Raw genomic sequence first — 20,266 nt, forward strand, 5'->3', positions numbered from 1 at the left:
TTGTTGTTGTAAGTTGTGTGTATTAACGTAATAAAAAAAGCCCCGTTTTATCGAGGCTCTCAGGCATTATATTTCTATGTCAAACTGAGTTAACGATTTAAATTGCTGTAATCGAATCGCTACTTCAGCTTTGCTTAATGTTTGCATCCTTTCGGTTCCAAATTTCTCTACACAGAATGAAGCGAGATTTGAACCATAAATAATGGCGTTTTTCATGTTCCCGAACGAGATGTTTTCGCTTTGCGCAATAAACCCTGAAAAACCTCCTGCGAAAGTGTCTCCGGCTCCTGTCGGATCAAAAACATCTTCTAAAGGCAATGCCGGTGCAAAGAATACTTCTCTATTGTGGAATAAAAGTGCGCCGTGTTCTCCTTTTTTGATCACGACATATTTTGGTCCCAGTTCCTGAATTTTGTTCGCTGCTTTTACCAATGAATATTCTCCTGAAAGCTGTCTGGCTTCTTCATCGTTGATTGTGATGACGTCTACACGTTTAATTACCTCAAGCAATTCCGGTAAAGCGCAGTCCATCCAGAAATTCATAGTGTCTAAAACTACTAATTTTGGTTTTTTCTCCATTTGGTCCAAAACACTGCTTTGTACTAACGGATGCAAATTTCCTAACATCACAACATCAGCATCTTTGTAGTTTTGAGGAACTTTTGGCTGAAAATCAGCTAAAACGTTTAGTTCCGTTACCAGAGTGTCTCTTGAATTTAAATCGTTGTGGTATAAACCGCTCCAGAAAAAGGTTTTTCCGCCTTTCACAATTTCGATACCCGAGATATCAATATTTCTTGAAGTTAAAAGATCTAAATGTTCTTGAGGAAAATCGTCACCAACTACAGAAACAATGGCCGATTGCAGGTTGAAAAAAGATGCTGATAAACCAATGTACGTTGCAGCACCACCTAAAATTTTATCTGTTTTTCCGAAAGGAGTTTCAATCGCGTCGAAAGCAACTGTTCCAACAATCAATAATTTATTCATTTTATGAATTTCGAATTAGGGTGCAAAGATACTTCATAAGTTACAATATTGCAACGGTTTACACTCTCAAAATTTTCATAAAAAAACAATATCGTTTTCGGGGCTGAAACTATTGTAAATGAGTAAATTATATTTGATTCGTCTGAGTGCTTAAAATATGTTTTTTCGATTTAAAATACAATAATTATTTTCGAAAAAAGTGTTGAAGATTTAGTTAGATTTGTTTAAATATCAAATTTCATTCATGAAGAAAATTTTAACCGTATTGATATTACTTTGTTTTTTGATTTCCTGTTACAGGGAAGAACCAAATTTCACTCAAGAAATGATTGTGAAGTTGGCTGATGATGAGGATAGGGAAAATGATCTGGTAACAATAAATAGGTATTCATTTTTAGATTTATATATTAGAACAACCGCGAATGAAGTTTTGGTTACAAATAGTAATTATCTATATGAATCTTACAAGCTTGACTATTCAAAAAAATATAAATCTTTTAAAATTTTCTTAGAAACCGTTTTGAATAAAGATTTTGCATTTGATAATCCAGAGCAAAAAATAATGCTGGCGAGATATTTTAAACTGAACTCAAAAATAGAAAAAGAATATACTAATTTAGGATTTGATAAATTCTTCAAAAAGTATACTAAACCATCAAATAGAAAAGATCAAATAGAACTTAATAAATCACTCCTAAAATCAGACGAATATTATACGATAAAATATCTTTTATATTTAAATAAATATGATATTAGTTTTGATGATATACGTGTAAAATATTCTATAATTAAAAGAGAAGATTCTTTCAAATAATTCTACAACCCATACTTTTTATCAAAATAATTTTTCAAAACCCCAATCTGAATTAAAATCATAATGGGTACTATTAAAACCGCGTACAATATGTTTTTGGAAAAATGAATTCCGGAAAACAGGCTGGAAGCTTTATCTAAATTAAGGTACAATTGAGATGTTTCCAGATTAGCGGTATTACTATTGGAATAAATAGAATATGCAATCAGGGCAGTTAAGCCTGCACCCAGAAGTATCCAGGTTGTTTTAGAAATCAAAGGTTTGTAAACTTTCGTTTTGCTCTTTTCAGCCGCTAAAACCTGATCCATTACTTTTGAAGTGAAGTCAATGCATGGGGATTCCAAAGTACTTTCGGTCATCATTTTATCAATAAGATGTTCTATATTTTTATCGCTCTCTTTCATAATACTCTAGTATTTCGGGTTCTAATTGCTTTTTAAGGATAACAGCTAATTTTTGTCTGCTTCTGAATAATTTTACCTTGGCGTTGTTGGCGGAAATGTTCATGATTTTTCCAATTTCTTCCAAACTCTGATCGTCAAAATAAAATAAGGTCAGTATAATATTGTCTTCTCCGGGCAGTAAATTTAAACAATTCTGAATCGTCTGCTTTCGTTCTTTGTCTTCTAAGGCACTTAGCGCATTGTCCATTGTTTTTATTAAATGTGCCGAAAACTCATCTATCGAGATATTGTTTTCTTCTTTTTTGCTTTTCTTCAGACGATCTAAGCAGGTATTGTAAGCGATTTTATAACTCCAGGTTGAGAATTTCGAATCGCCTTTAAACTTGCCCAAAGAATTGTAAATCTTAATAAAAGTATCTTGTGCGACTTCTTCGGCTTCTTCCCGGTTTTTGACCATTTTGAGCGCCAGGCTAAAGATCATATCCTTATAACGATTCACCAGCACGGCAAACGCATTGTGGTCGCCTTGCAGGATTAAATTGATATAATGTTGATCTTCTACTGTACTCATATTATATAGGACGACCTTTTGTTTGTTTAGGTTACAAGGAAAGTGAAAAAAATCAATATTTTTAAAATTCCAAATCCCAATATTGAAATTCCAATTAGTACAGATGAAAATCAGGACATGTATTATAGTGCTATATAATAAACTCAAAGTTAAGGGTAATTTCGTTGGAATTTGGAATTTAAAAAATTGGAATTTCTGCAATTTTAGAATTTCGGATTTACTTTTTTTTTAAAATTCTGTAACCTAAATGAAACTCCTCTCGTCCTATGAAGTATCAATCAATTAAAAACAAAATATTATGCTACCAGGAATTTTAATACCACTTAGTTTTTTTCTAATGATCTTCGGGATTGTTTATCTTATTTATTCAACCAGAAACCGCGAACGGCTGGCACTTATAGAAAAAGGTGTCGATGCGAGCATTTTTTTGCAGGGCAGGGAAAAAGGGGTTTCTGCGTGGAAAATCTTAGTTGTTAATCTGGCTTTTTTATTAATCGGCAGTGGCGTTGGAATTTTTCTTGCCTTGCTGATTACCACTTACACCTCTTTAGAAGATGGAGCGGTTTATCCTTCCATTATCTTTATCATGGCAGGAATCGGACTTTTGACCGGATTTAAAACTGCAAAAGACCTGGATAAGGAATAAATAAGAATTTAAGTTAGTACAGAAAACGCATCTGCCGCAGCGGATGCGTTTTTTTTTATTCTTTAGATCCGATGGTTTCGTAATAAACATCTACAGAAAGTTTGGGCTGCATAGATGCCATCACGGCGAGTTGGTCACATCGTTCGTTTTGCGGATGATTGTTGTGGCCCTTGATCCATTTAAAGTCGACCTGATGTTTGCGGTAAACGATTAAAAAACGTTTCCATAAATCCGGATTTTTTCTGCCGGCAAATTTCTTTTTTTCCCAGCCTAAAACCCATTTTTTTTCAACTGAATCTACGACATACTTAGAATCAGAAATCACCAGGACTTTCATATTCGGGTTTTTTAATTTCTCCAGACCTACGATTACCGCCAAAAGTTCCATTCTGTTGTTGGTGGTAAGGCGGAAGCCTTCGTAAAATTCCTTTTTATGCGGTGTTCCAACCAATTCCATGACTACGCCATAACCTCCGTTTCCCGGATTTCCTTTAGCGGCGCCATCAGTATATATATGTACTTCGTGATTCATTTTTTTTAGACTTCTTAGATTTTTGGACTTCTTAGATTGTTAGATTTTTGGATCATTAGAATTTGGATTTTTGGATTGCTGGATCTTTATACGGATTAGAATGTAGGATTTTTGGCTTCCTGGATTTCTATTAGAAATGCTTAAATACTTCTAAATATCTAAAAATCCAGCAATCCAAAAATCTAAGAAGTCTAACATTCTAAGAAGTCTAATCTTCTAACAATCTGGAAATAATTTCCGGAAAATACTTTTGTTCTAGTTCATGAATCTTTTCGGCCACTGTTTCGGGTGTGTCGTCTTCTGTTAGTAGTACATTTTTCTGAAAAATAATACCGCCTTCGTCATAATGTTCATTTACATAATGAATGGAGATTCCGGTTTCTTTTTCCTTATTATTTACTATTGCCCTGTGAATGTGCATTCCATACATTCCTTTTCCGCCATAGTTTGGTAAAAGTGCAGGATGAATATTAATAATTTTATGCGGATACTGCTCAATAATGTGATCCGGAAATTTCAAAAGGAATCCGGCAAGGACAATCATGTCCGGGTCGATTTCCTGTATTTTTTGCAGTAAATTTCTTTCCAAAAGTTCATTTTTTGAGAAGATTTCGACTGGAATATGATGATTTTTGGCTCTTTCGATAACTTTTGCCGAAGCATTATTCGTAAAAACCGAAACGACTTTTGCGATTTTGGTTTTTGCAAAATGTTTTATAATGTTTTCTGCATTACTTCCTGATCCTGAGGCAAAAACAATAATTTTCTTCATAATCGACTTTATTTTGAGAATGCAAAAAACGGAATAAAAAACGAAAATAAATAGTATTAAAAGGGCTTTCTTGAAATTAATTTTATAAATTAGTATCACATTTATAAACTAAATAGTTGTTTTAAAATAAAGTTTTTTATTTTTGCCAACAAATTAAATTCTAAAATTAAAGATTATGTCAGACATTGCATCAAGAGTAAAAGCGATTATCGTAGACAAATTAGGTGTTGACGAAAACGAAGTTGTAACAGAAGCAAGCTTCACTAATGATTTAGGAGCTGACTCATTAGACACTGTTGAGCTTATTATGGAATTCGAAAAAGAATTTGATATCCAAATTCCAGACGATCAAGCAGAAAACATTGCTACTGTTGGTCAAGCTATTTCTTATATCGAAGAAGCTAAAAAATAATAATACTGCACCCGATTTCTAAAAAATCCCAATTTTTGAAATTCCAAACTCCAATTTTGGAATTTGACTTTTGAAATTTGAAATTTGTTAAAAATCGGGTGTTATTATTTTTTTAAAATTTTAAATTTCGATTGGTTTTTCAATCAAAAAGATATATTTATATTGTAATGCCCATGGCTCTTAAGTAACACTACAGTTAAGAAAGCGTGGGTTTTATTTGTTTAAAGTACAAAATACATATTTATGACGTTAAAGCGAGTTGTTGTAACAGGATTAGGTGCTCTTACTCCTATCGGGAATAATATCCAGGATTATTGGGAGGCACTTGTGAATGGGGTTAGCGGAGCCGCTCCTATCACGTATTATGATACAGAGAAGCATAAAACGAAATTTGCCTGTGAAGTAAAAAACTTCAATATTGAAGATTACATGGATCGCAAGGAATCTCGAAGATTAGATAAATTTGCGCAATATGCTGTTGCCGCCAGTGATGAAGCCATTAAAGATGCCGGACTTACTGATGAGAACATCGACAAAACAAGAGTAGGTGTGATCTGGGGAGCAGGAATTGGAGGTTTGGAAACGTTCCAGGAAGAAGTAATTTATTACGCTAAAGGGGACGGAACTCCAAAATTCAATCCGTTCTTTATTCCAAAAATGATTGCCGATATCGCTCCTGCGCATATTTCAATGCGTAATGGTTATATGGGTCCAAATTACACTACTGTTTCTGCATGTGCCTCTTCTGCAAATGCCTTAATAGATGCTTTCAACTACATTCGTTTAGGAATGTGTGATGTTATTGTGTCAGGTGGTTCAGAAGCTGCCATTACGATTGCAGGTATGGGAGGTTTTAACTCTATGCACGCTTTATCTACCAGAAATGAAAGCCCCGAAACAGCTTCAAGACCTTTTGACGGAACCAGAGACGGTTTTGTTTTAGGAGAGGGAGCAGGAGCTTTGGTTCTTGAAGAATACGAACATGCTAAAGCCAGAGGTGCAAAAATTTACTGCGAAGTTGGCGGTGGCGGAATGTCGTCTGATGCTTACCACTTAACAGCACCACATCCGGAAGGAATTGGCGTTATTGCGGTAATGAAAAATACATTGAGAGATGCAGGAATGAACCCTGAAGATGTAGATCATATCAACACTCACGGAACTTCTACTCCATTAGGAGATGTAGCCGAACTAAAAGCCATCAGTGCTGTTTTCGGTGATCATGCAAAAAACATCAATATCAACTCCACAAAATCGATGACAGGACATTTACTGGGTGCTGCCGGAGCTATTGAAGCGATTGCTTCTATCCTGGCTATGAAACACAGTCTTGTTCCTCCAACGATTAACCATACGGTTGTGGATGAAAACATTGATCCTGCATTAAACCTTACCTTAAACAAACCTCAAAAAAGAGAAGTAAATGTTGCGATGAGTAACACTTTTGGTTTTGGTGGACACAATGCTTGTGTATTGTTTAAAAAATTAGCTGACTAGTTTTGTCTATGAATTTTATCAAAAAAATATTTTCAAAATCCCGTTCTCCAGAAGACGGGATTTTTTTTGACACTATTCAGAAAATACTTGGTTTTGAGCCCGCTTCGATAGATTTTTATAAGAAAGCTTTTACACACCGCTCTTCCAATAAGCTGGATGAGTCCGGACATCCGATTAATTACGAACGTTTGGAATTTTTAGGAGATGCTATGTTAAGTGCTGTAATTGCAGCGCATTTGTTTAACAAGGCGCCGAATGGGGATGAAGGGTATTTAACGAAGATGCGCTCGAAAATCGTAAGCCGCGAACACCTGAATGAATTAGGGAAAGACCTGAACTTAGTTCGGTTTGTAGAAAGTAAAGTGCCCATTCATCATTTTGGTGAAAATATTCACGGTAATATTTTTGAATCCCTTATTGGGGCTATTTATTTAGATAGAGGATATCCTTTTTGTGAAAAGTTTATTCAGAAAAGAGTCATTATACCTTATGTTGATATCGCCCGTCTTGAAGGGAAAGTTATTAGTTATAAAAGTCTGGTTATCGAATGGTGTCAGAAAGAAAAGAGAATCTTTCATTATGATATTTTTGAAGATAACGGAATTGACGGACAACGTTTGTTTGGTGTAAAATTAAGTATAGACGATAAAGTAATTGCAAGAGCAAGAGCAACTTCAAAAAAGAAGGCAGAAGAAAAAGCATCGCAACGGGCTTATTTTGCATTTCAGGAAAAAATAGATAAGAAATAACTACATAAATAGCAGAGCTTTGTTAAAGCTACAACGTTTTCGTTTATAAATTAACAAAAACAAGCTAATCTTAACTATTGATGGTCCGTTAGAAATAGTATATTTACAACTTGATTTTTCATGATATGGCAATTCATAGATTGGATTTGGACGAATTTGACGAAATTGATTATTATTTAATGGCAATCCACACTTCTTTGGAAGATTACCGACTGGCCTATTTTATCAATAAAAAACTTCCGATAAACTTAAGTAAGAGCAAGAACGAGATCCACGCTCAGACTAAGGAAGGTGAAGCAAATTTTTCCAGATTTTACTATTATGATTCTGAAAAGGCCGTTTCGTGGAATCTGATTCAGAATAAAAATGAAATCATTTCTGTGAGTAAAAATGATTTCCAGAATTTGTTTTCCAATGAAACGAGTGAGGTTTCTACAACAATTCATTTACTTCCTGAATTCAAAAAAGTAGATTTTTTCCTGAAAATCGATATCAGCGACGAGGCTGTTGATTATTCAGAAATCCAACAACAGTTAAATGCAATAAAGAGTATCGCAGCTATATATGTTGTTGATACAAACAAAATAAAGTCAAAAAACAATTTAATTTTTTAAAAAAAATGCTTACAAACAAAAAAACCAAAATTGTAGCCACACTTGGACCTGCATGTGGAACTAGAGAGATTATCAAGGATATGATCGACGCAGGTGTAAATGTGTTTAGAGTTAACTTTTCGCATGCTGATTACGAAGGAGTAAAAGAAAAAATTGGAATTATCAGAAGCCTGAACGAAGAATTTGGTTACACTACGGCAATCCTTGGAGATTTGCAGGGACCAAAACTTAGAGTTGGGGTTATGGAAGAAGGAACCGTAGTACATGATGGTGACATCATTACTTTTACTACTGCTGAAGACGTGATCGGAACCGCTTCAAAAGTATTCATGAAATATCAGAATTTCCCAAATGATGTAAACCCGGGTGAGCGTATTTTGCTTGATGACGGTAAACTGATTTTTGAAATTATTTCAACAGATAAAAAAACAGAAGTTGTTGCCAAAGTAATTCAGGGTGGAGAATTAAAATCTAAAAAAGGGGTTAATCTTCCAAACACTAAAATTTCTTTACCGGCATTAACTGAAAAAGATATTGCAGATGCTATTTTTGCTATCGAGCAAAAAGTAGACTGGATTGCACTTTCATTCGTAAAAACACCTCGTGACTTACAGGATTTACAGGAATTGATTGCAAAACATTCAGATGTTAAAATTCCAATTGTTGCTAAAATTGAAATGCCGGAAGCTCTTGAGAACATGGACAAAATTGTAGCCTATTGTGATGCCTTAATGGTAGCGCGTGGAGATTTAGGAGTTGAACTTCCTGCACACGAAGTGCCATTGGTACAAAAAGACTTGATCAGAAGAGCAAAAACGGCTAGAATCCCGGTTATTGTTGCGACTCAGATGATGGAGACCATGATTACAAGTTTAACACCAACAAGAGCAGAAGTAAATGACGTTGCCAACTCGGTAATGGATGGTGCTGATGCTGTAATGTTGTCAGGAGAAACTGCTACAGGAAATTATCCGGTACAGGTAATTCAGAAAATGACTCAGATTTGTGAAGCAGTTGAAAACTCTCCGCTAATCAATGTTCCTCAAAATACGCCACAAATCAAAACAAAACGTTTTATTACTAAAACAGTTTGTCACCAGGCGGCTTTATTGGCGAATGAAATTAAAGCAAAAGCAATTTGTACGTTAACAAACAGTGGGTATACCGCTTTCCAGATTTCTGCATGGAGACCATCTTCAGCACATATTCTGGTGTTTACTTCAAACAGAAGAATCTTAACACAATTGAATTTATTATGGGGAGTAAAATCATACTACTATGATAAAGACGAGAGTACAGATGATACGGTAACTGACGTTAACAGAATCGCAGTTGAAAAAGGATACGCTGTAAAAGGAGATTACTTAATCAACCTTGCGGCAATGCCAATTAAAGATAAAGGAATGGTAAATACGATGAGAGTTTCTGAAATAGAATAGTTCTCTTGTTTTACGATAAAAACCTATCAAAAAAGGGTTTATGAAATTTTCATAAACCCTTTTTTATTGGTGATTGGTGTAGTTTATCTTTTCCAGTAAGGAGCAATGATTTTATTTTCTTTATGGCTTAGTGCCAATAAGACTATTGCTGCGATAAGACAGAATACGGTAGCCTGAATACTGCCTTCCGGTCCAAATTCTCCTCCGGTTAAAAGGACTGATCCTTGTATTTTGCTTTCCAGTAAACTTTTGGTTTTTTCGTTTCCGGAAGTGATCGCACCAAAAATGCCCGACTGCGTAAAATTCCACGCAAAATGCAGCGCTATCGGAAACCATAAATTTCGGCTGTAAACAAAAGCGGCACCCAGCAGGAAACCGGCAAACGTAATACACAATCCCGAAAGCAAAGTACTGTTTGGATTGGCCATGTGCAAGGCTCCAAATAAAACAGCCGAAATACTCAGGGCAATATAAGTTCCCAGTTTTTCCTCAATAATCCTGAACACAATCCCACGAACCAATATCTCTTCAATAATGGCAATTGTAAAAGCCACCGTAAGCGGAATCAGAATAAACGAAACCGGATTTACGGCAACAACACTAAATCCTCCGCTAATATAAATCACCAGAATCGTCAAGGCCTGCAGTACAAAACCGGTTAAAGTTCCTATGATCAGGTTTTGAGCCAGTCTTTTTGACGATAATTCGGTTACGGCTCTTTTTTCATAATAGGTAAAGAAAAGAATATAACTCGTAACGGCTAAAGCCGAAACAAAAATTCCTTTAAAAAGATTTCTGAAGTCTTTATCCAGAGCAGTCATTCCAAGTAATTTTGCGGCAATTTGCTGTCCGATAATTATGAAAGCCATAAAGACAATTAAGGCCAGAATGATTTTGGTAACAGGAAAATTAAATATTTTTTGTTTGGCAGTAAGCGTTTCCATTTGAGTTTGATTTAATGATTATAATAAGACAAATTTAGTCTGCATCAAAACCAAAAAATAGAATGAAATTTGCCTCCCCTATAATTTTTGAAATTGTTTCGGAAGAAATCCGGTCTGGTTTTTAAACGTCCGTATAAAGTGGCTCTGATCGGCAAAGCCGCATTGAAAACTAATTTCGGTAAGATTGTTCTCTTTCGAATCGATCAGCGAAAGCGAACGGTTTATTTTAATCCGGCGCATGTATTCGCCAAGCGTACAGCCGAAATATTTAGGAAAATGTTTTGAAATGGTAATCGGATTTAAATTTAAAACCTGCGCCAGATCCTGCAGGTTCGGGTTTTCGTTCCAGCAATCGTTGAGCAGTTCTTTTAGGCTTTTCACCCAAAACGGACTTTTTTCGAATTGGTCCAAGTGCGCATTCGGGTTGGACAGTTGCGCAAAAAGCATGTTGATTGTATCGCCCGAAAACGGATCGGCAACCAGGGATTCCTTAAAAATCTTAAGAATTAAAAACTTGGTAAGCGTGGTATTCCGTACCGATTTTTCGATGATGGCTTCGTTGATCTGAAGTTCCTTAAGTACGTTTTCTTCAATCTCGAGGTTAATATTTTTAGACGGAAAAAGCGTATTGTGGTTCAGGTGCAATTCGTCGCTGTGGTAAAACAACAGTGAACCGGGACCGACATCAAGACTGGAGTTTTTTCGTTTTTCAGACGTGCCGCCTCTCAGGAAAAGCGTAATGTGCGCGTTGTTGTGCGAGTGCCAGCCTTCAAAAACTTTCTGCTGATACTCTGTTTCTACAACAGCAATTCCCTGACTGTTGTTGTAAATGTTTTTGGTATTGCCTAAGTATTTCTCTTTTTCGAGTTCGTACATTATTGATGGGAATTACAGCAACCAAATTACTACTAATTCAGAAACTATGAACTGTTATTTTTTTCCGATTGTAAAAAACAACCCTGCTTTTGCATATTTTGTACTATTTTACGCCTTAATAAAAAGATTATGAAAATATTAACCGCAGAAGGGCAATAAATTACATAAAATTTAATTGTTTTGTAACAAATTAGAAACATCACAGACTAATTTATTCAAACCTTAAACATTAATTTATGAATCCATTTTCATTCAAATCGGTACTTGCCGCTTCGGTATTTTTTGTTGGAGCAAGCAGCTGTTTTGCACAGGACGTTTTGGTAAACTCCTTAAAACTAAATGCGAGTGATAAAAGTAAAGAGAACTTTAAATTCACAGAACAAATCAATTTAGGAACAACCTCTGTAAAAACACAAGGTTCTTCAGGAACCTGCTGGAGTTATTCTACCAACTCTTTTTTAGAGTCAGAAATGATTCGTTTGGGAAAACAGCCGGTTGAATTGTCTCAGATTTATTCGGCAAGAAATGTTTATGTTGAAAAAGGAATCAATTATGTTCGTATGCACGGAGCGGTTACTTTAGGTGACGGAGGTGCCTTGCACGATGTAATTAATATGTACAGAAAGTACGGAACCGTTCCTAGAGAAGTTTATACAGGATTGAACTACGGAACCGATAAAAATAAATTTGGAGAAATGTCTGCCCTTATTGAAGGTGTTTTGGCGGCTGTGGTAAAAAATCCAAACGGCGAATTAACACCCAACTGGCAAAAAGCGTATGCAGCCGTTATTGATTCGTATTTAGGAAAAGTGCCGGATAATTTTACCTACAAAGGAAAAAATTACACGCCACAATCTTTTGCCAAAGAAGTAGTAGGAATCAATCCTGATGATTATATCGAAATGTCATCGTTTACAACAGCGCCGTATTACCAAAAAACACTAATGGCTGTGCCGGACAACTGGTCTTTTGATCAGGTGTACAATGTAAAAGTAAACGATATGACAGACGTTATCGACAATGCTTTGAAAAAAGGATACACTGTAGCCTGGGCAACAGACGTAAGTGAGAAAAGCTTTAGCTGGAAAAATGGTGTGGCCTATGTTCCGACCAAAAAATTCGATGATATGACTGCCGAAGAAAAAGCAGACATGTTTAACGGACCAAAACCGGAACCGGAAATCACACCTGAAATGCGTCAGGCTGCGTTTGACAATTACACCACTACAGACGATCACGGAATGCACATTATCGGTCTTGCCAAAGATCAGACCGGAAGAGAATATTACATCGTAAAAAACTCCTGGGGAGAAACAAACGACTACAAAGGTTTCTTGTTTGTAACCAAAAATTTCGTAAAATATAAAACTACAGCTCTGTTAGTAAACAAAGGCGGGCTTCCTGCTGAGATTGCTAAGAAGTTAGGAGTGTAAGTTTATTCTTAAATTTTATATAAAATAGCGCTGCAAGCAATTGCAGCGCTATTTTCGTTTTTAAACTTTTTAATTCCATCGAATTTGATGAAATTAAAAATATGGCAGGGTAATAGTTTTTAGCTTTTGCCATTTTTATTTTTGAAATAAACCGTAACAATTTTTCTTTTTATCAACATTTGTTTCAAAAACGGTAACAATTATTTTTAAATTTCGATTTTGTTCCAAAAAGTGAAACAAAATATTTTAATTAATTTTTTGTTCAGAAAAATTTTGAGATCTAAACAAACACGCCAAAACAAAAAAAGAGAGATCTCAAACGAGACCTCTCTTTTATATAAATGCTATGTTTTAAAAAGAATTACTTCTCCTTCAACAATTTTTCTAAATATTCAACTTTTTCTTTTTCAGCCAGAACCAAACGTTCGTAAAGTTCCACCACTTTATCAAGAGGATTAAATGAGCACTGATGATTTTGACTGAAAGCTCCCTGGCTACTGCTAAAATCAGTATCATTAAAAGTATTGAAATAATTAGTCATATTTTCCTCAGAGAAATTTTTAATGGCTTCTGCTGTTACACCAAGTGCTTTAGCAACTTCTATCAGTTTTTCTTCATCAATTGTTTCGCTGTTTTCAATAATCGAAATAGTTTGTTGGTTGGTGCCTAAAGCCTGTGCCAATGCTTCCTGCTTCATATCACGAAGTTCACGAATACGGCTGATTTTTCGTCCTATATGATTTGGTTTTGTTGCTGTGCTCATAGTTCAAAGATATTTAAAATTGTTGAGAAATAATCGGTTCTGTACGATACAAGTTTACATTAGTAACTTATAATTATTCAATTTGGGCTACTGCTTCCTTGTAGGACGTGAAACAAAAGTATAAATTTTCTTACATAAAACAAAAACTAATAGTTTTGCAAACTTCATTTTATCATTTCCACAAAGTATCAATTATTGATCCTTTCAAATATCAATCCGATTGCATCAAACGATTCTTTTTTCGAATTCGAGCGCTTCGAGATTGCCAACGATACACTGTAAGCCTACTTTGTTTTCGCTGGCCAGTTGCAGGGCTTTAATTTGTCCTTTAAGGTTTAAATTAAAAGGAAGTGACCTTCCGGTTCAGTTGCGCGGCAAACACGCTAAAATCGCCAGTCTGTGTCTATCATCTGGTTTGATGCTTTACCATATAAGTGATATAAGTTCATTTATTTTATCTGTCATTTCGAGCGAAGGGAGAAATCGCAGTAGAAACTTCGTATCTAAGAATTACCAATCTTTGTAGATCGCTTGGTGTCATTTCGACGTAAGGAGAAATCACACGAGAAACTCCGTAACTATAATCGCCAATCTTTGTCGATCATCTGGTGCGATTTCTCCCTTTGGTCGAAATGACACACGGAACTCCGTAACTATAATCGCCAATCTTTGTCGATCGCTTGGTGTCATTTCGACGTAAGGAGAAATCACACAAGAAACTCCGTAGCTATAATCGCCAATCTTTGTCGATCATCTTGTGCGATTTACTTCGTCTGTTCGCTATCGCTCGGGTCTCCCTTTGGTCGAAATGACAAACTGGACTAATAATATGGTTGACATATATAACAAAAAAAAGACCATCATTTCTGATAGTCTTTTCTGCTCCCTCTCTTGGGCTCGAACCAAGGACCCTCTGATTAACAGTCAGATGCTCTAACCAACTGAGCTAAGAAGGAATCACCTTAAAGGTAAATATGTTTGCTAAAAAAAGTTGCTCCCCCTCTTGGGCTCGAACCAAGGACCCTCTGATTAACAGTCAGATGCTCTAACCAACTGAGCTAAGGAGGAAGTTGTTGCTCTTTTTAGCGAGTGCAAATATAGTTGATTTTTTAATTTCGCAAAAATATTTTAGCACTTTTTCTCAATTATTTTTATCTGCCTACAATTGCCTTGTAGATATCGTTTCCGTTAGCAAACAAAAGCAGTGCTATAAGTAAAACGAAACCAACCATTTGGGCGTTCTCTAAGAATTTATCGCTCGGTTTTCTGCCGCTGATTATTTCGTATAATAAAAACATCACGTGACCTCCGTCAAGGGCAGGAATTGGCAATAAATTCATAACACCAAGCATAATTGACAATAAAGCTGTGATCGACCAGAACACTTCCCAGCTCCATGAACTCGGAAAAATGTTAAAAATCGCTGCAAAACCACCTACTTGTTTGTACGCTTTGGTTTCCGGATTGAAAATCATTTTCAGCTGTTTTCCGTAACCTACCAACTGGTCTTTCCCTTTTTCAAGTCCAACCGGAATAGATTCGAAGAAACTGTATTCTTTGGTACTTATTTTATAGTAGCCTAGTTTTTCTAAATCAGATAAATCTACACCACCCGCAATTACACCCAACTTTCCGTTTTTATCTACTTTTACAGTAACCGGAGTTTGTTTTAAATCACGCAGCACAACAGCCGGAATTGTTTTTCCTTTATTGTTAGCTAAAATAGCCACTGCCTGATCATAGTATTTTGCCTGTTGACCGTTGATGCTCACAATTAGATCTTTTGCCTTTAAATCTTTATTTCCGGATTCAGCAGGAACATCTTTTATCGCAAAAGGCTTACGGATTGTTACTAAAAGGCCTTTTTCGTATTTCGATAACTGATCTACAAAATCAGTTGGCATCGTAATGGTTTGCTCTTGACCGTTTCTTTCAATCAGGACCTGTTTTGCCATGATGATGTTCATATTTAAATCACCATCAAAATTCACCACTTTTTTACCGTCAATCGAAACCAGTTTGTCTCCGGTTTTAAAACCAGCTTTCAGCATCACCGGATTTTCAACCAGAACACCGTCTTTCAAATCACTGTTGGCTACATACGTATCACCGTAAGCAAACGCCATTCCGATATAGATAATAAACGCCAGGATAAAGTTTACCGTAACACCACCCAGCATAATAATCAAACGCTGCCATGCCGGTTTAGAACGAAATTCCCACGGTTGCGGAGGCAGGGCCATTTGTTCTTTGTCCATGCTTTCGTCGATCATACCCGAGATTTTTACATAACCACCAAGCGGCAACCATCCGATTCCGTATTCTGTTTCGCCGATTTTCTTTTTAAGAAGAGAATATTTAACATCAAAAAATAAGTAAAATTTTTCGACTCTTGTTTTAAATAATTTAGCAGGAATAAAATGTCCTAATTCGTGAAGAATAATAAGTAAAGATAAACTCAATAGAAATTGAGAGAGTTTGATAACTATATCCATTTTGTATTTTTAGTTCGTAATTTAACGCACAAAAGTAACGTTTCTATTTTAATTTGATAGTGCAAGATAATACATAAGGTTTTAAATGTTTGTTAATTAATAAACATTTAGATTTCTCCTTTTGGGCATATGCCTTAACTTTACTTTTTTAAACGCTATCGTACCCAATAGGTAGCACACAACTATTAAAAGTTACAAAATATGGCTTCATTATTATTTTCTCCACTTACAATAAAAGAAATTACCTTAAAAAACAGAATCGTTATTTCGCCTATGTGTCAGTACTCCTCAGTTGACGGATTTGCAAACGACTGGCATTTGGTTCACTTAGGAAGTCGTGCCAGCGGCGGAGCAGCTTTGATCATTCAGGAAGCGACAGCCGTTTCTCCGGAGGCAAGAATATCTCCTTCAGATCTTGGAATCTGGAAAGATGACCACATTCAAAAATTAAAACAGATCAACGAATTTATCGTTTCTCAAAACGCCGTTCCCGGAATTCAGCTGGCGCATGCCGGACGAAAAGCCAGTGTTTCGGCTCCGTGGGAAGGCAATAAAAAGTTAGATTTTGCCCAAGGCGGATGGCAGACGGTTTCTGCGAGTGCGATTCCGTATCACGATGATGAACCGTTTCTTCCGGAAGCTTTAGACCGAAACGGAATCCGAAAAGTAGTTTCAGATTTTAAAGCAGCAACCAGAAGGGCTGTTGAAGCGGGATATAAGGTTGTGGAAATTCATGGGGCACACGGTTATTTACTGCACCAGTTTTTATCGCCTTTAACGAATGTGAGAAACGACGAATACGGAGGAAGTTTTGAAAACAGAATCCGTTTTACTTTGGAAATTGTCGAAGCCGTTCAGTCGGAATGGCCGTCAGATTTGCCTTTATTCGTTCGAATTTCAGCAACAGACTGGGCAGAAGGCGGATGGAATCCCGAAGAATCTGCAAAGCTTTCGAAAATACTAAAAGATAAAGGAGTAGATTTAATTGATGTTTCATCGGGCGGATTGGTTTCGCAACAAAAAATTCAGATTGGTCCCGGTTATCAGGTTTCCTTTGCAGAGAAAATCAAAAAAGAAGCTGACATCTTAACCGGAGCGGTGGGATTGATTACAGAATCGCAACAAGCCGAAGATATTTTGAAAAACGGTCAGGCCGATTTGATTTTATTCGCCAGGGAATCACTAAGAAACCCGAACTTAGCTTTAGATTTCGCCAAAGAACTACACGACGATATTCAATGGCCAAAACAATACGAACGCGCTAAGATTTAATTTTTTTTTGCCACAGATTACACAGATTAAAATGATTTAAAAACAAGTTGCCACGAATTTCACGAATTTTCACGAATTTTTATCCAGTTTTAGAGCAATTTAATTCGTGGAAATTCGTGCAATTAGTGGCAAAAAAAAAATCTTTCCAATCACAATAATCTGTGGCAAAAAAAATCTTTTCCATCATATAATCCGTGAAAAAAAACGAAACGAAAATGCAAAAAATAAAAACAGCACTATTATCATACGGAATGTCGGGCAAAGTTTTTCACGCCCCGTTTTTAAACCTTCATTCGGGATTTGAATTATTAGGTTCCTGGGAAAGAAGCAAAAAACTCATTCAGGAAGATTATCCTAACGTAAAAAGTTACCCATCTATTGACGAATTATTAGCCGATGACGTCGATTTGGTCATCGTAAATACCCCGGTTGGTACGCATTACGAATATGCAAAAAAAGTATTACTGGCCGGAAAACATGCCGTTGTAGAAAAAGCGTTTACCACTACTGTGGCCGAAGCCGAGGAACTGGCAAAAATTGCGACAGACAAAGGACTGAAGTTGGCCGTTTTCCAGAACCGACGTTGGGACAGTGATTTTAAGACCGTTCAAAAAATAATTAGCGATGGAGTTTTAGGAGATTTGATCGAAGCCGAATTTCACTTTGACAGATACAATCCGTTACTGAGTCCGAAAGCACATAAAGAAACCGTAAATGACGGCGCCGGAATTCTGAAGGATTTGGGACCTCATTTAATCGATCAGGCTCTTGCTTTGTTTGGCTCGCCGAAAGCCGTTTTTGGGGATATCAGAGTGACCCGGGAAAATTCTCTAGTAGACGACTGGATCGATTTGGTATTGATTTACACTGATTTCAGAGTGCGTTTAAAAGCAAGTTTCTTTGTCAGGGAAGCCAATCCTGCCTATACCCTTCACGGAAAAAAAGGTTCTTTCCTCAAACCCCGCGGTGATGTTCAGGAAGACGATTTAAAACTCGGAAAAAAACCGGATTCAGCATCCTGGGGAACAGAATCGGAAAGTTTGCAGGGGCTTTTGCATACCGAAATCAACGGAAAAGAAGTGCGTGAAAAAGTACCAACACTTCAGGGAAATTATTTTTCATTTTTTGATGGTGTTTACGAATCAATTGCAAATAATAAAATAGAACCGGTTACGGCACAAGACGGTGTAAAAGTAATGCAGATTATCGAAGCCGCTATTGCTAGTGCTGCGCAGCAAGAGGTTATCGTTCTTTAGCTGTTTTTTGCCCGCAGATTTGGCGGATTATGCGGATTAACACAGATTTTCGAACCCTTTTTATGCGTGATCCTGATCACTTTGGATTGGTAAAAAACTTTGAATATTACGATTAAAAGTTTGCCCGCAGATTTTGCAGATTATGCGGATCGACACAGATTTTAAATTCATTAATTATGTGATTTCGATAGCTATCGAAAAGGCAAAAAATAAAACCAGTGAAAACCCGCCTAACCCTTAAAACCCGTGCCCCAATACCTTTTTTGTTTCATTAAGCGTACAATTTACAAACAATAACGTTATAAATCAGGGAACCGGAAGGGTTTGGTAGTCTGTAAAGTAGCTTTTTAGTACTTTTGCCACACAAACATTAAACGCATTATTTTGATCAATTTCAATCCATTATCATTCTTTCAGGCCAAAGGAAAAATTAAGAAAGTCTATAGAGAGGCAAAAGCTTCTTATTTAAACCGAATTCGTTTTGCTGTCGGAATGTTTTATTTTGGAATGGGTTTAAGTTTTGCCACCTGGGCCAGCCGGATTCCGGATATTAAAACCGACCTTCACCTCACCGAAGGAGATTTAGGATCTATACTTTTTGCATTGCCCGTAGGTCAGTTGGTGATTATGCCTTTTTCAGGAAAAATGGTCACCAAATTCGGAAGCCATCGTATCCTGATTTTCTCGCTGATCATGTATGTTTTATGCCTTACCAATCTTGGTTTGGCAACGACCGTTTTACAATTATCGTTAGGCTTGTTTTTGTTCGGGTTGTTTGGAAACTTAGCCAACATTGCCGTCAATACACAAGGCGTTTATACCGAAGTTCTTTTCAAAAAAACAATCATGTCGTCTTTTCACGGAATGTGGAGCTTTGCCGGATTTACAGGGGCTTTGGTAGGTTTAGGCATGTTAGCCTTAAAGTTAAGTCCGCTGCACCATTTTTTAATTGTGGGTGGGATTGTACTAATTATGGTGGCCTTTAATTTTAAATTTCTGGTGAGGGCCAAAGAGAAAATTAAAGTAAAAACCGGAGAAAAGAAAAAGCTGTTTGTGAAACCAGACAGCGCATTAATCTGGCTGGGCGTGATTGGTTTTTGCAGCATGGCCAGCGAAGGGGTTATGTTTGACTGGAGCGGAGTCTACTTTAAAGATGTTGTCGAGGCACCGGGACCATTAGTGGTTTTAGGGTACACCTCCTTCATGATTATGATGGCGGGCGGACGATTTTTAGGAGACCGAATGATCAATAAATTTGGCCGTGAACGTGTTATGCAAATCAGCGGTGTGATGATTTCTGCCGGACTTTTTACCGCCGTTTTTCTTCCTTACCTCATACCTTGTACCATTGCTTTTATGTTTGTTGGGCTGGGAGTGGCTACGATTGTTCCAACCGTTTACAGTATGGCCGGAAAAAATCCGACAGTGCCGCCCGGAGAAGCTTTGACGATAGTTTCCAGCGTTAGTTTTCTTGGTTTTTTAATGGGACCTCCGGTAATCGGACACATTGCCCAAAACTTCGGACTTCAGTTTTCTTTTGCTTTTATCGGAATCTTTGGCGTTCTGATTGCCTTTATGGTTTCTAAAATCAGAACTACTTAATTAAGCATCTTTTTCGAAGATTGTATTGCACACGATACGATCTCATAACGAAATCAGATTAGTGTAAATTGGTATGGATTTAGAATTCTTTATTCACTTCTAAAATAAAATAGTAAGAAAAGTATTATTTTAATTAATAATGTTATCTTTGAAGCGCGAATACTTGTTCGGCCATTTTATAATAC

20 protein-coding genes and 2 tRNA genes are annotated in these 20,266 nt (G+C 36.5%); 11 read left to right on the forward strand and 11 right to left on the reverse strand.

Annotated features, from left to right (window positions below; all coding sequences use genetic code 11):
* Window positions 1-66: 66 nt before the first annotated feature.
* The gene (locus D0817_RS09565; RefSeq protein ID WP_127338175.1) at window positions 67-990 is read right to left on the reverse strand and encodes a PfkB family carbohydrate kinase; all 924 of its coding nucleotides are present in this window, start codon (window positions 988-990) and stop codon (window positions 67-69) included.
* A gap of 244 nt (window positions 991-1,234) precedes the next feature.
* Here D0817_RS09565 and D0817_RS09570 point away from each other — a divergent pair, with 244 nt between their 5' ends.
* On the forward strand, window positions 1,235-1,804 hold the full coding sequence (locus D0817_RS09570) for a hypothetical protein (RefSeq protein ID WP_127338176.1): 570 nt from the start codon (window positions 1,235-1,237) through the stop codon (window positions 1,802-1,804).
* Between the two features lie 2 nt (window positions 1,805-1,806).
* Here the strand turns inward: D0817_RS09570 and D0817_RS09575 are convergent, their stop codons facing one another.
* Window positions 1,807-2,208, reverse strand: a complete 402-nt coding sequence (locus D0817_RS09575; RefSeq protein ID WP_127338177.1) for a hypothetical protein — start codon at window positions 2,206-2,208, stop codon at window positions 1,807-1,809.
* Window positions 2,192-2,779 carry an RNA polymerase sigma factor gene (locus D0817_RS09580; RefSeq protein ID WP_127338178.1) on the reverse strand — a complete coding sequence of 196 codons (588 nt, stop codon included), beginning with the start codon at window positions 2,777-2,779 and terminating at the stop codon, window positions 2,192-2,194. The genes D0817_RS09575 and D0817_RS09580 overlap by 17 nt, the downstream gene beginning before the upstream one ends.
* A 298-nt stretch (window positions 2,780-3,077) precedes the next feature.
* Between D0817_RS09580 and D0817_RS09585 the strand changes: the two genes are divergently transcribed.
* Window positions 3,078-3,425: a DUF6249 domain-containing protein gene (locus D0817_RS09585; RefSeq protein ID WP_127338179.1), complete on the forward strand. Its 348-nt coding sequence runs from the start codon at window positions 3,078-3,080 to the stop codon at window positions 3,423-3,425.
* Between the two features lie 55 nt (window positions 3,426-3,480).
* Here the strand turns inward: D0817_RS09585 and rnhA are convergent, their stop codons facing one another.
* Both rnhA and purN read right to left on the reverse strand, forming a co-directional pair.
* Window positions 3,481-3,957 carry a ribonuclease HI gene (rnhA, locus tag D0817_RS09590; RefSeq protein WP_127338180.1) on the reverse strand — a complete coding sequence of 159 codons (477 nt, stop codon included), beginning with the start codon at window positions 3,955-3,957 and terminating at the stop codon, window positions 3,481-3,483.
* Window positions 3,958-4,165: 208 nt separating this feature from the next.
* The gene (purN, locus tag D0817_RS09595; RefSeq protein WP_127338181.1) at window positions 4,166-4,729 is read right to left on the reverse strand and encodes a phosphoribosylglycinamide formyltransferase; all 564 of its coding nucleotides are present in this window, start codon (window positions 4,727-4,729) and stop codon (window positions 4,166-4,168) included.
* A 175-nt stretch (window positions 4,730-4,904) separates the two neighbouring features.
* On the opposite strand from purN, the gene D0817_RS09600 reads away from it, so the two are divergent.
* The 5 genes from D0817_RS09600 to pyk all read left to right on the forward strand — a co-directional run bounded on the left by D0817_RS09600 (window position 4,905) and on the right by pyk (window position 9,440).
* Window positions 4,905-5,141 carry an acyl carrier protein gene (locus D0817_RS09600; protein ID WP_007137004.1) on the forward strand — a complete coding sequence of 79 codons (237 nt, stop codon included), beginning with the start codon at window positions 4,905-4,907 and terminating at the stop codon, window positions 5,139-5,141.
* Window positions 5,142-5,384: 243 nt separating this feature from the next.
* On the forward strand, window positions 5,385-6,638 hold the full coding sequence (gene fabF, locus D0817_RS09605) for a beta-ketoacyl-ACP synthase II (RefSeq protein WP_127338182.1): 1,254 nt from the start codon (window positions 5,385-5,387) through the stop codon (window positions 6,636-6,638).
* 8 nt (window positions 6,639-6,646) lie between these two features.
* A complete protein-coding gene (gene rnc / locus D0817_RS09610) occupies window positions 6,647-7,387 on the forward strand; it encodes a ribonuclease III (protein ID WP_127338183.1) in 741 nt (246 codons plus the stop codon).
* Between the two features lie 125 nt (window positions 7,388-7,512).
* Entirely contained in the window at window positions 7,513-8,001 is a 489-nt protein-coding gene (locus D0817_RS09615; RefSeq protein WP_127338184.1) for an IPExxxVDY family protein, read from the forward strand.
* Window positions 8,002-8,006: 5 nt separating this feature from the next.
* On the forward strand, window positions 8,007-9,440 hold the full coding sequence (gene pyk, locus D0817_RS09620) for a pyruvate kinase (protein ID WP_127338185.1): 1,434 nt from the start codon (window positions 8,007-8,009) through the stop codon (window positions 9,438-9,440).
* Between the two features lie 83 nt (window positions 9,441-9,523).
* Here pyk and D0817_RS09625 read toward each other — a convergent pair whose 3' ends face one another.
* Both D0817_RS09625 and D0817_RS09630 read right to left on the reverse strand, forming a co-directional pair.
* Window positions 9,524-10,384, reverse strand: coding sequence for a CPBP family intramembrane glutamic endopeptidase (locus D0817_RS09625; RefSeq protein WP_127338186.1), 861 nt, complete (start codon window positions 10,382-10,384; stop codon window positions 9,524-9,526).
* A 78-nt stretch (window positions 10,385-10,462) separates the two neighbouring features.
* Window positions 10,463-11,260, reverse strand: coding sequence for an AraC family transcriptional regulator (locus D0817_RS09630; protein WP_127338187.1), 798 nt, complete (start codon window positions 11,258-11,260; stop codon window positions 10,463-10,465).
* A 236-nt stretch (window positions 11,261-11,496) separates the two neighbouring features.
* On the opposite strand from D0817_RS09630, the gene D0817_RS09635 reads away from it, so the two are divergent.
* Window positions 11,497-12,693 carry a C1 family peptidase gene (locus D0817_RS09635; protein ID WP_127338188.1) on the forward strand — a complete coding sequence of 399 codons (1,197 nt, stop codon included), beginning with the start codon at window positions 11,497-11,499 and terminating at the stop codon, window positions 12,691-12,693.
* A 361-nt stretch (window positions 12,694-13,054) separates the two neighbouring features.
* Here D0817_RS09635 and D0817_RS09640 read toward each other — a convergent pair whose 3' ends face one another.
* From D0817_RS09640 to rseP, 4 genes are all read right to left on the reverse strand, one after another.
* Window positions 13,055-13,456, reverse strand: a complete 402-nt coding sequence (locus D0817_RS09640) for a helix-turn-helix domain-containing protein (RefSeq protein ID WP_127338189.1) — start codon at window positions 13,454-13,456, stop codon at window positions 13,055-13,057.
* An 882-nt stretch (window positions 13,457-14,338) separates the two neighbouring features.
* Window positions 14,339-14,412 (reverse strand) — tRNA-Asn (locus D0817_RS09645).
* Between the two features lie 38 nt (window positions 14,413-14,450).
* Window positions 14,451-14,524, reverse strand: a tRNA-Asn gene (locus D0817_RS09650).
* An 83-nt stretch (window positions 14,525-14,607) separates the two neighbouring features.
* Entirely contained in the window at window positions 14,608-15,951 is a 1,344-nt protein-coding gene (rseP, locus tag D0817_RS09655; RefSeq protein WP_127338190.1) for an RIP metalloprotease RseP, read from the reverse strand.
* A gap of 201 nt (window positions 15,952-16,152) precedes the next feature.
* On the opposite strand from rseP, the gene D0817_RS09660 reads away from it, so the two are divergent.
* From D0817_RS09660 to D0817_RS09670, 3 genes are all read left to right on the forward strand, one after another.
* Complete coding sequence (locus D0817_RS09660) at window positions 16,153-17,223, forward strand: NADH:flavin oxidoreductase/NADH oxidase (protein ID WP_127338191.1); 1,071 nt, start codon at window positions 16,153-16,155, stop codon at window positions 17,221-17,223.
* Window positions 17,224-17,438: 215 nt separating this feature from the next.
* Window positions 17,439-18,479, forward strand: a complete 1,041-nt coding sequence (locus D0817_RS09665; RefSeq protein WP_127338192.1) for a Gfo/Idh/MocA family oxidoreductase — start codon at window positions 17,439-17,441, stop codon at window positions 18,477-18,479.
* Window positions 18,480-18,863: 384 nt separating this feature from the next.
* A complete protein-coding gene (locus D0817_RS09670; protein WP_127338193.1) occupies window positions 18,864-20,081 on the forward strand; it encodes an MFS transporter in 1,218 nt (405 codons plus the stop codon).
* Window positions 20,082-20,266 lie beyond the last annotated feature (185 nt).

The sequence above is a fragment of the Flavobacterium cupreum genome, from assembly GCF_003996965.1.
GTDB lineage: Bacteria > Bacteroidota > Bacteroidia > Flavobacteriales > Flavobacteriaceae > Flavobacterium > Flavobacterium cupreum.

Coding starts and splice junctions, on each gene's coding strand:
- D0817_RS09565 (WP_127338175.1), bottom strand. CDS start 990: ATGAATAAATTATTGATTGTTGGAACAGTTGCTTTCGACGCGATTGAA.
- D0817_RS09570 (WP_127338176.1), top strand. CDS start 1,235: ATGAAGAAAATTTTAACCGTATTGATATTACTTTGTTTTTTGATTTCC.
- D0817_RS09575 (WP_127338177.1), bottom strand. CDS start 2,208: ATGAAAGAGAGCGATAAAAATATAGAACATCTTATTGATAAAATGATG.
- D0817_RS09580 (WP_127338178.1), bottom strand. CDS start 2,779: ATGAGTACAGTAGAAGATCAACATTATATCAATTTAATCCTGCAAGGC.
- D0817_RS09585 (WP_127338179.1), top strand. CDS start 3,078: ATGCTACCAGGAATTTTAATACCACTTAGTTTTTTTCTAATGATCTTC.
- rnhA (WP_127338180.1), bottom strand. CDS start 3,957: ATGAATCACGAAGTACATATATATACTGATGGCGCCGCTAAAGGAAAT.
- purN (WP_127338181.1), bottom strand. CDS start 4,729: ATGAAGAAAATTATTGTTTTTGCCTCAGGATCAGGAAGTAATGCAGAA.
- D0817_RS09600 (WP_007137004.1), top strand. CDS start 4,905: ATGTCAGACATTGCATCAAGAGTAAAAGCGATTATCGTAGACAAATTA.
- fabF (WP_127338182.1), top strand. CDS start 5,385: ATGACGTTAAAGCGAGTTGTTGTAACAGGATTAGGTGCTCTTACTCCT.
- rnc (WP_127338183.1), top strand. CDS start 6,647: ATGAATTTTATCAAAAAAATATTTTCAAAATCCCGTTCTCCAGAAGAC.
- D0817_RS09615 (WP_127338184.1), top strand. CDS start 7,513: ATGGCAATTCATAGATTGGATTTGGACGAATTTGACGAAATTGATTAT.
- pyk (WP_127338185.1), top strand. CDS start 8,007: ATGCTTACAAACAAAAAAACCAAAATTGTAGCCACACTTGGACCTGCA.
- D0817_RS09625 (WP_127338186.1), bottom strand. CDS start 10,384: ATGGAAACGCTTACTGCCAAACAAAAAATATTTAATTTTCCTGTTACC.
- D0817_RS09630 (WP_127338187.1), bottom strand. CDS start 11,260: ATGTACGAACTCGAAAAAGAGAAATACTTAGGCAATACCAAAAACATT.
- D0817_RS09635 (WP_127338188.1), top strand. CDS start 11,497: ATGAATCCATTTTCATTCAAATCGGTACTTGCCGCTTCGGTATTTTTT.
- D0817_RS09640 (WP_127338189.1), bottom strand. CDS start 13,456: ATGAGCACAGCAACAAAACCAAATCATATAGGACGAAAAATCAGCCGT.
- rseP (WP_127338190.1), bottom strand. CDS start 15,951: ATGGATATAGTTATCAAACTCTCTCAATTTCTATTGAGTTTATCTTTA.
- D0817_RS09660 (WP_127338191.1), top strand. CDS start 16,153: ATGGCTTCATTATTATTTTCTCCACTTACAATAAAAGAAATTACCTTA.
- D0817_RS09665 (WP_127338192.1), top strand. CDS start 17,439: ATGCAAAAAATAAAAACAGCACTATTATCATACGGAATGTCGGGCAAA.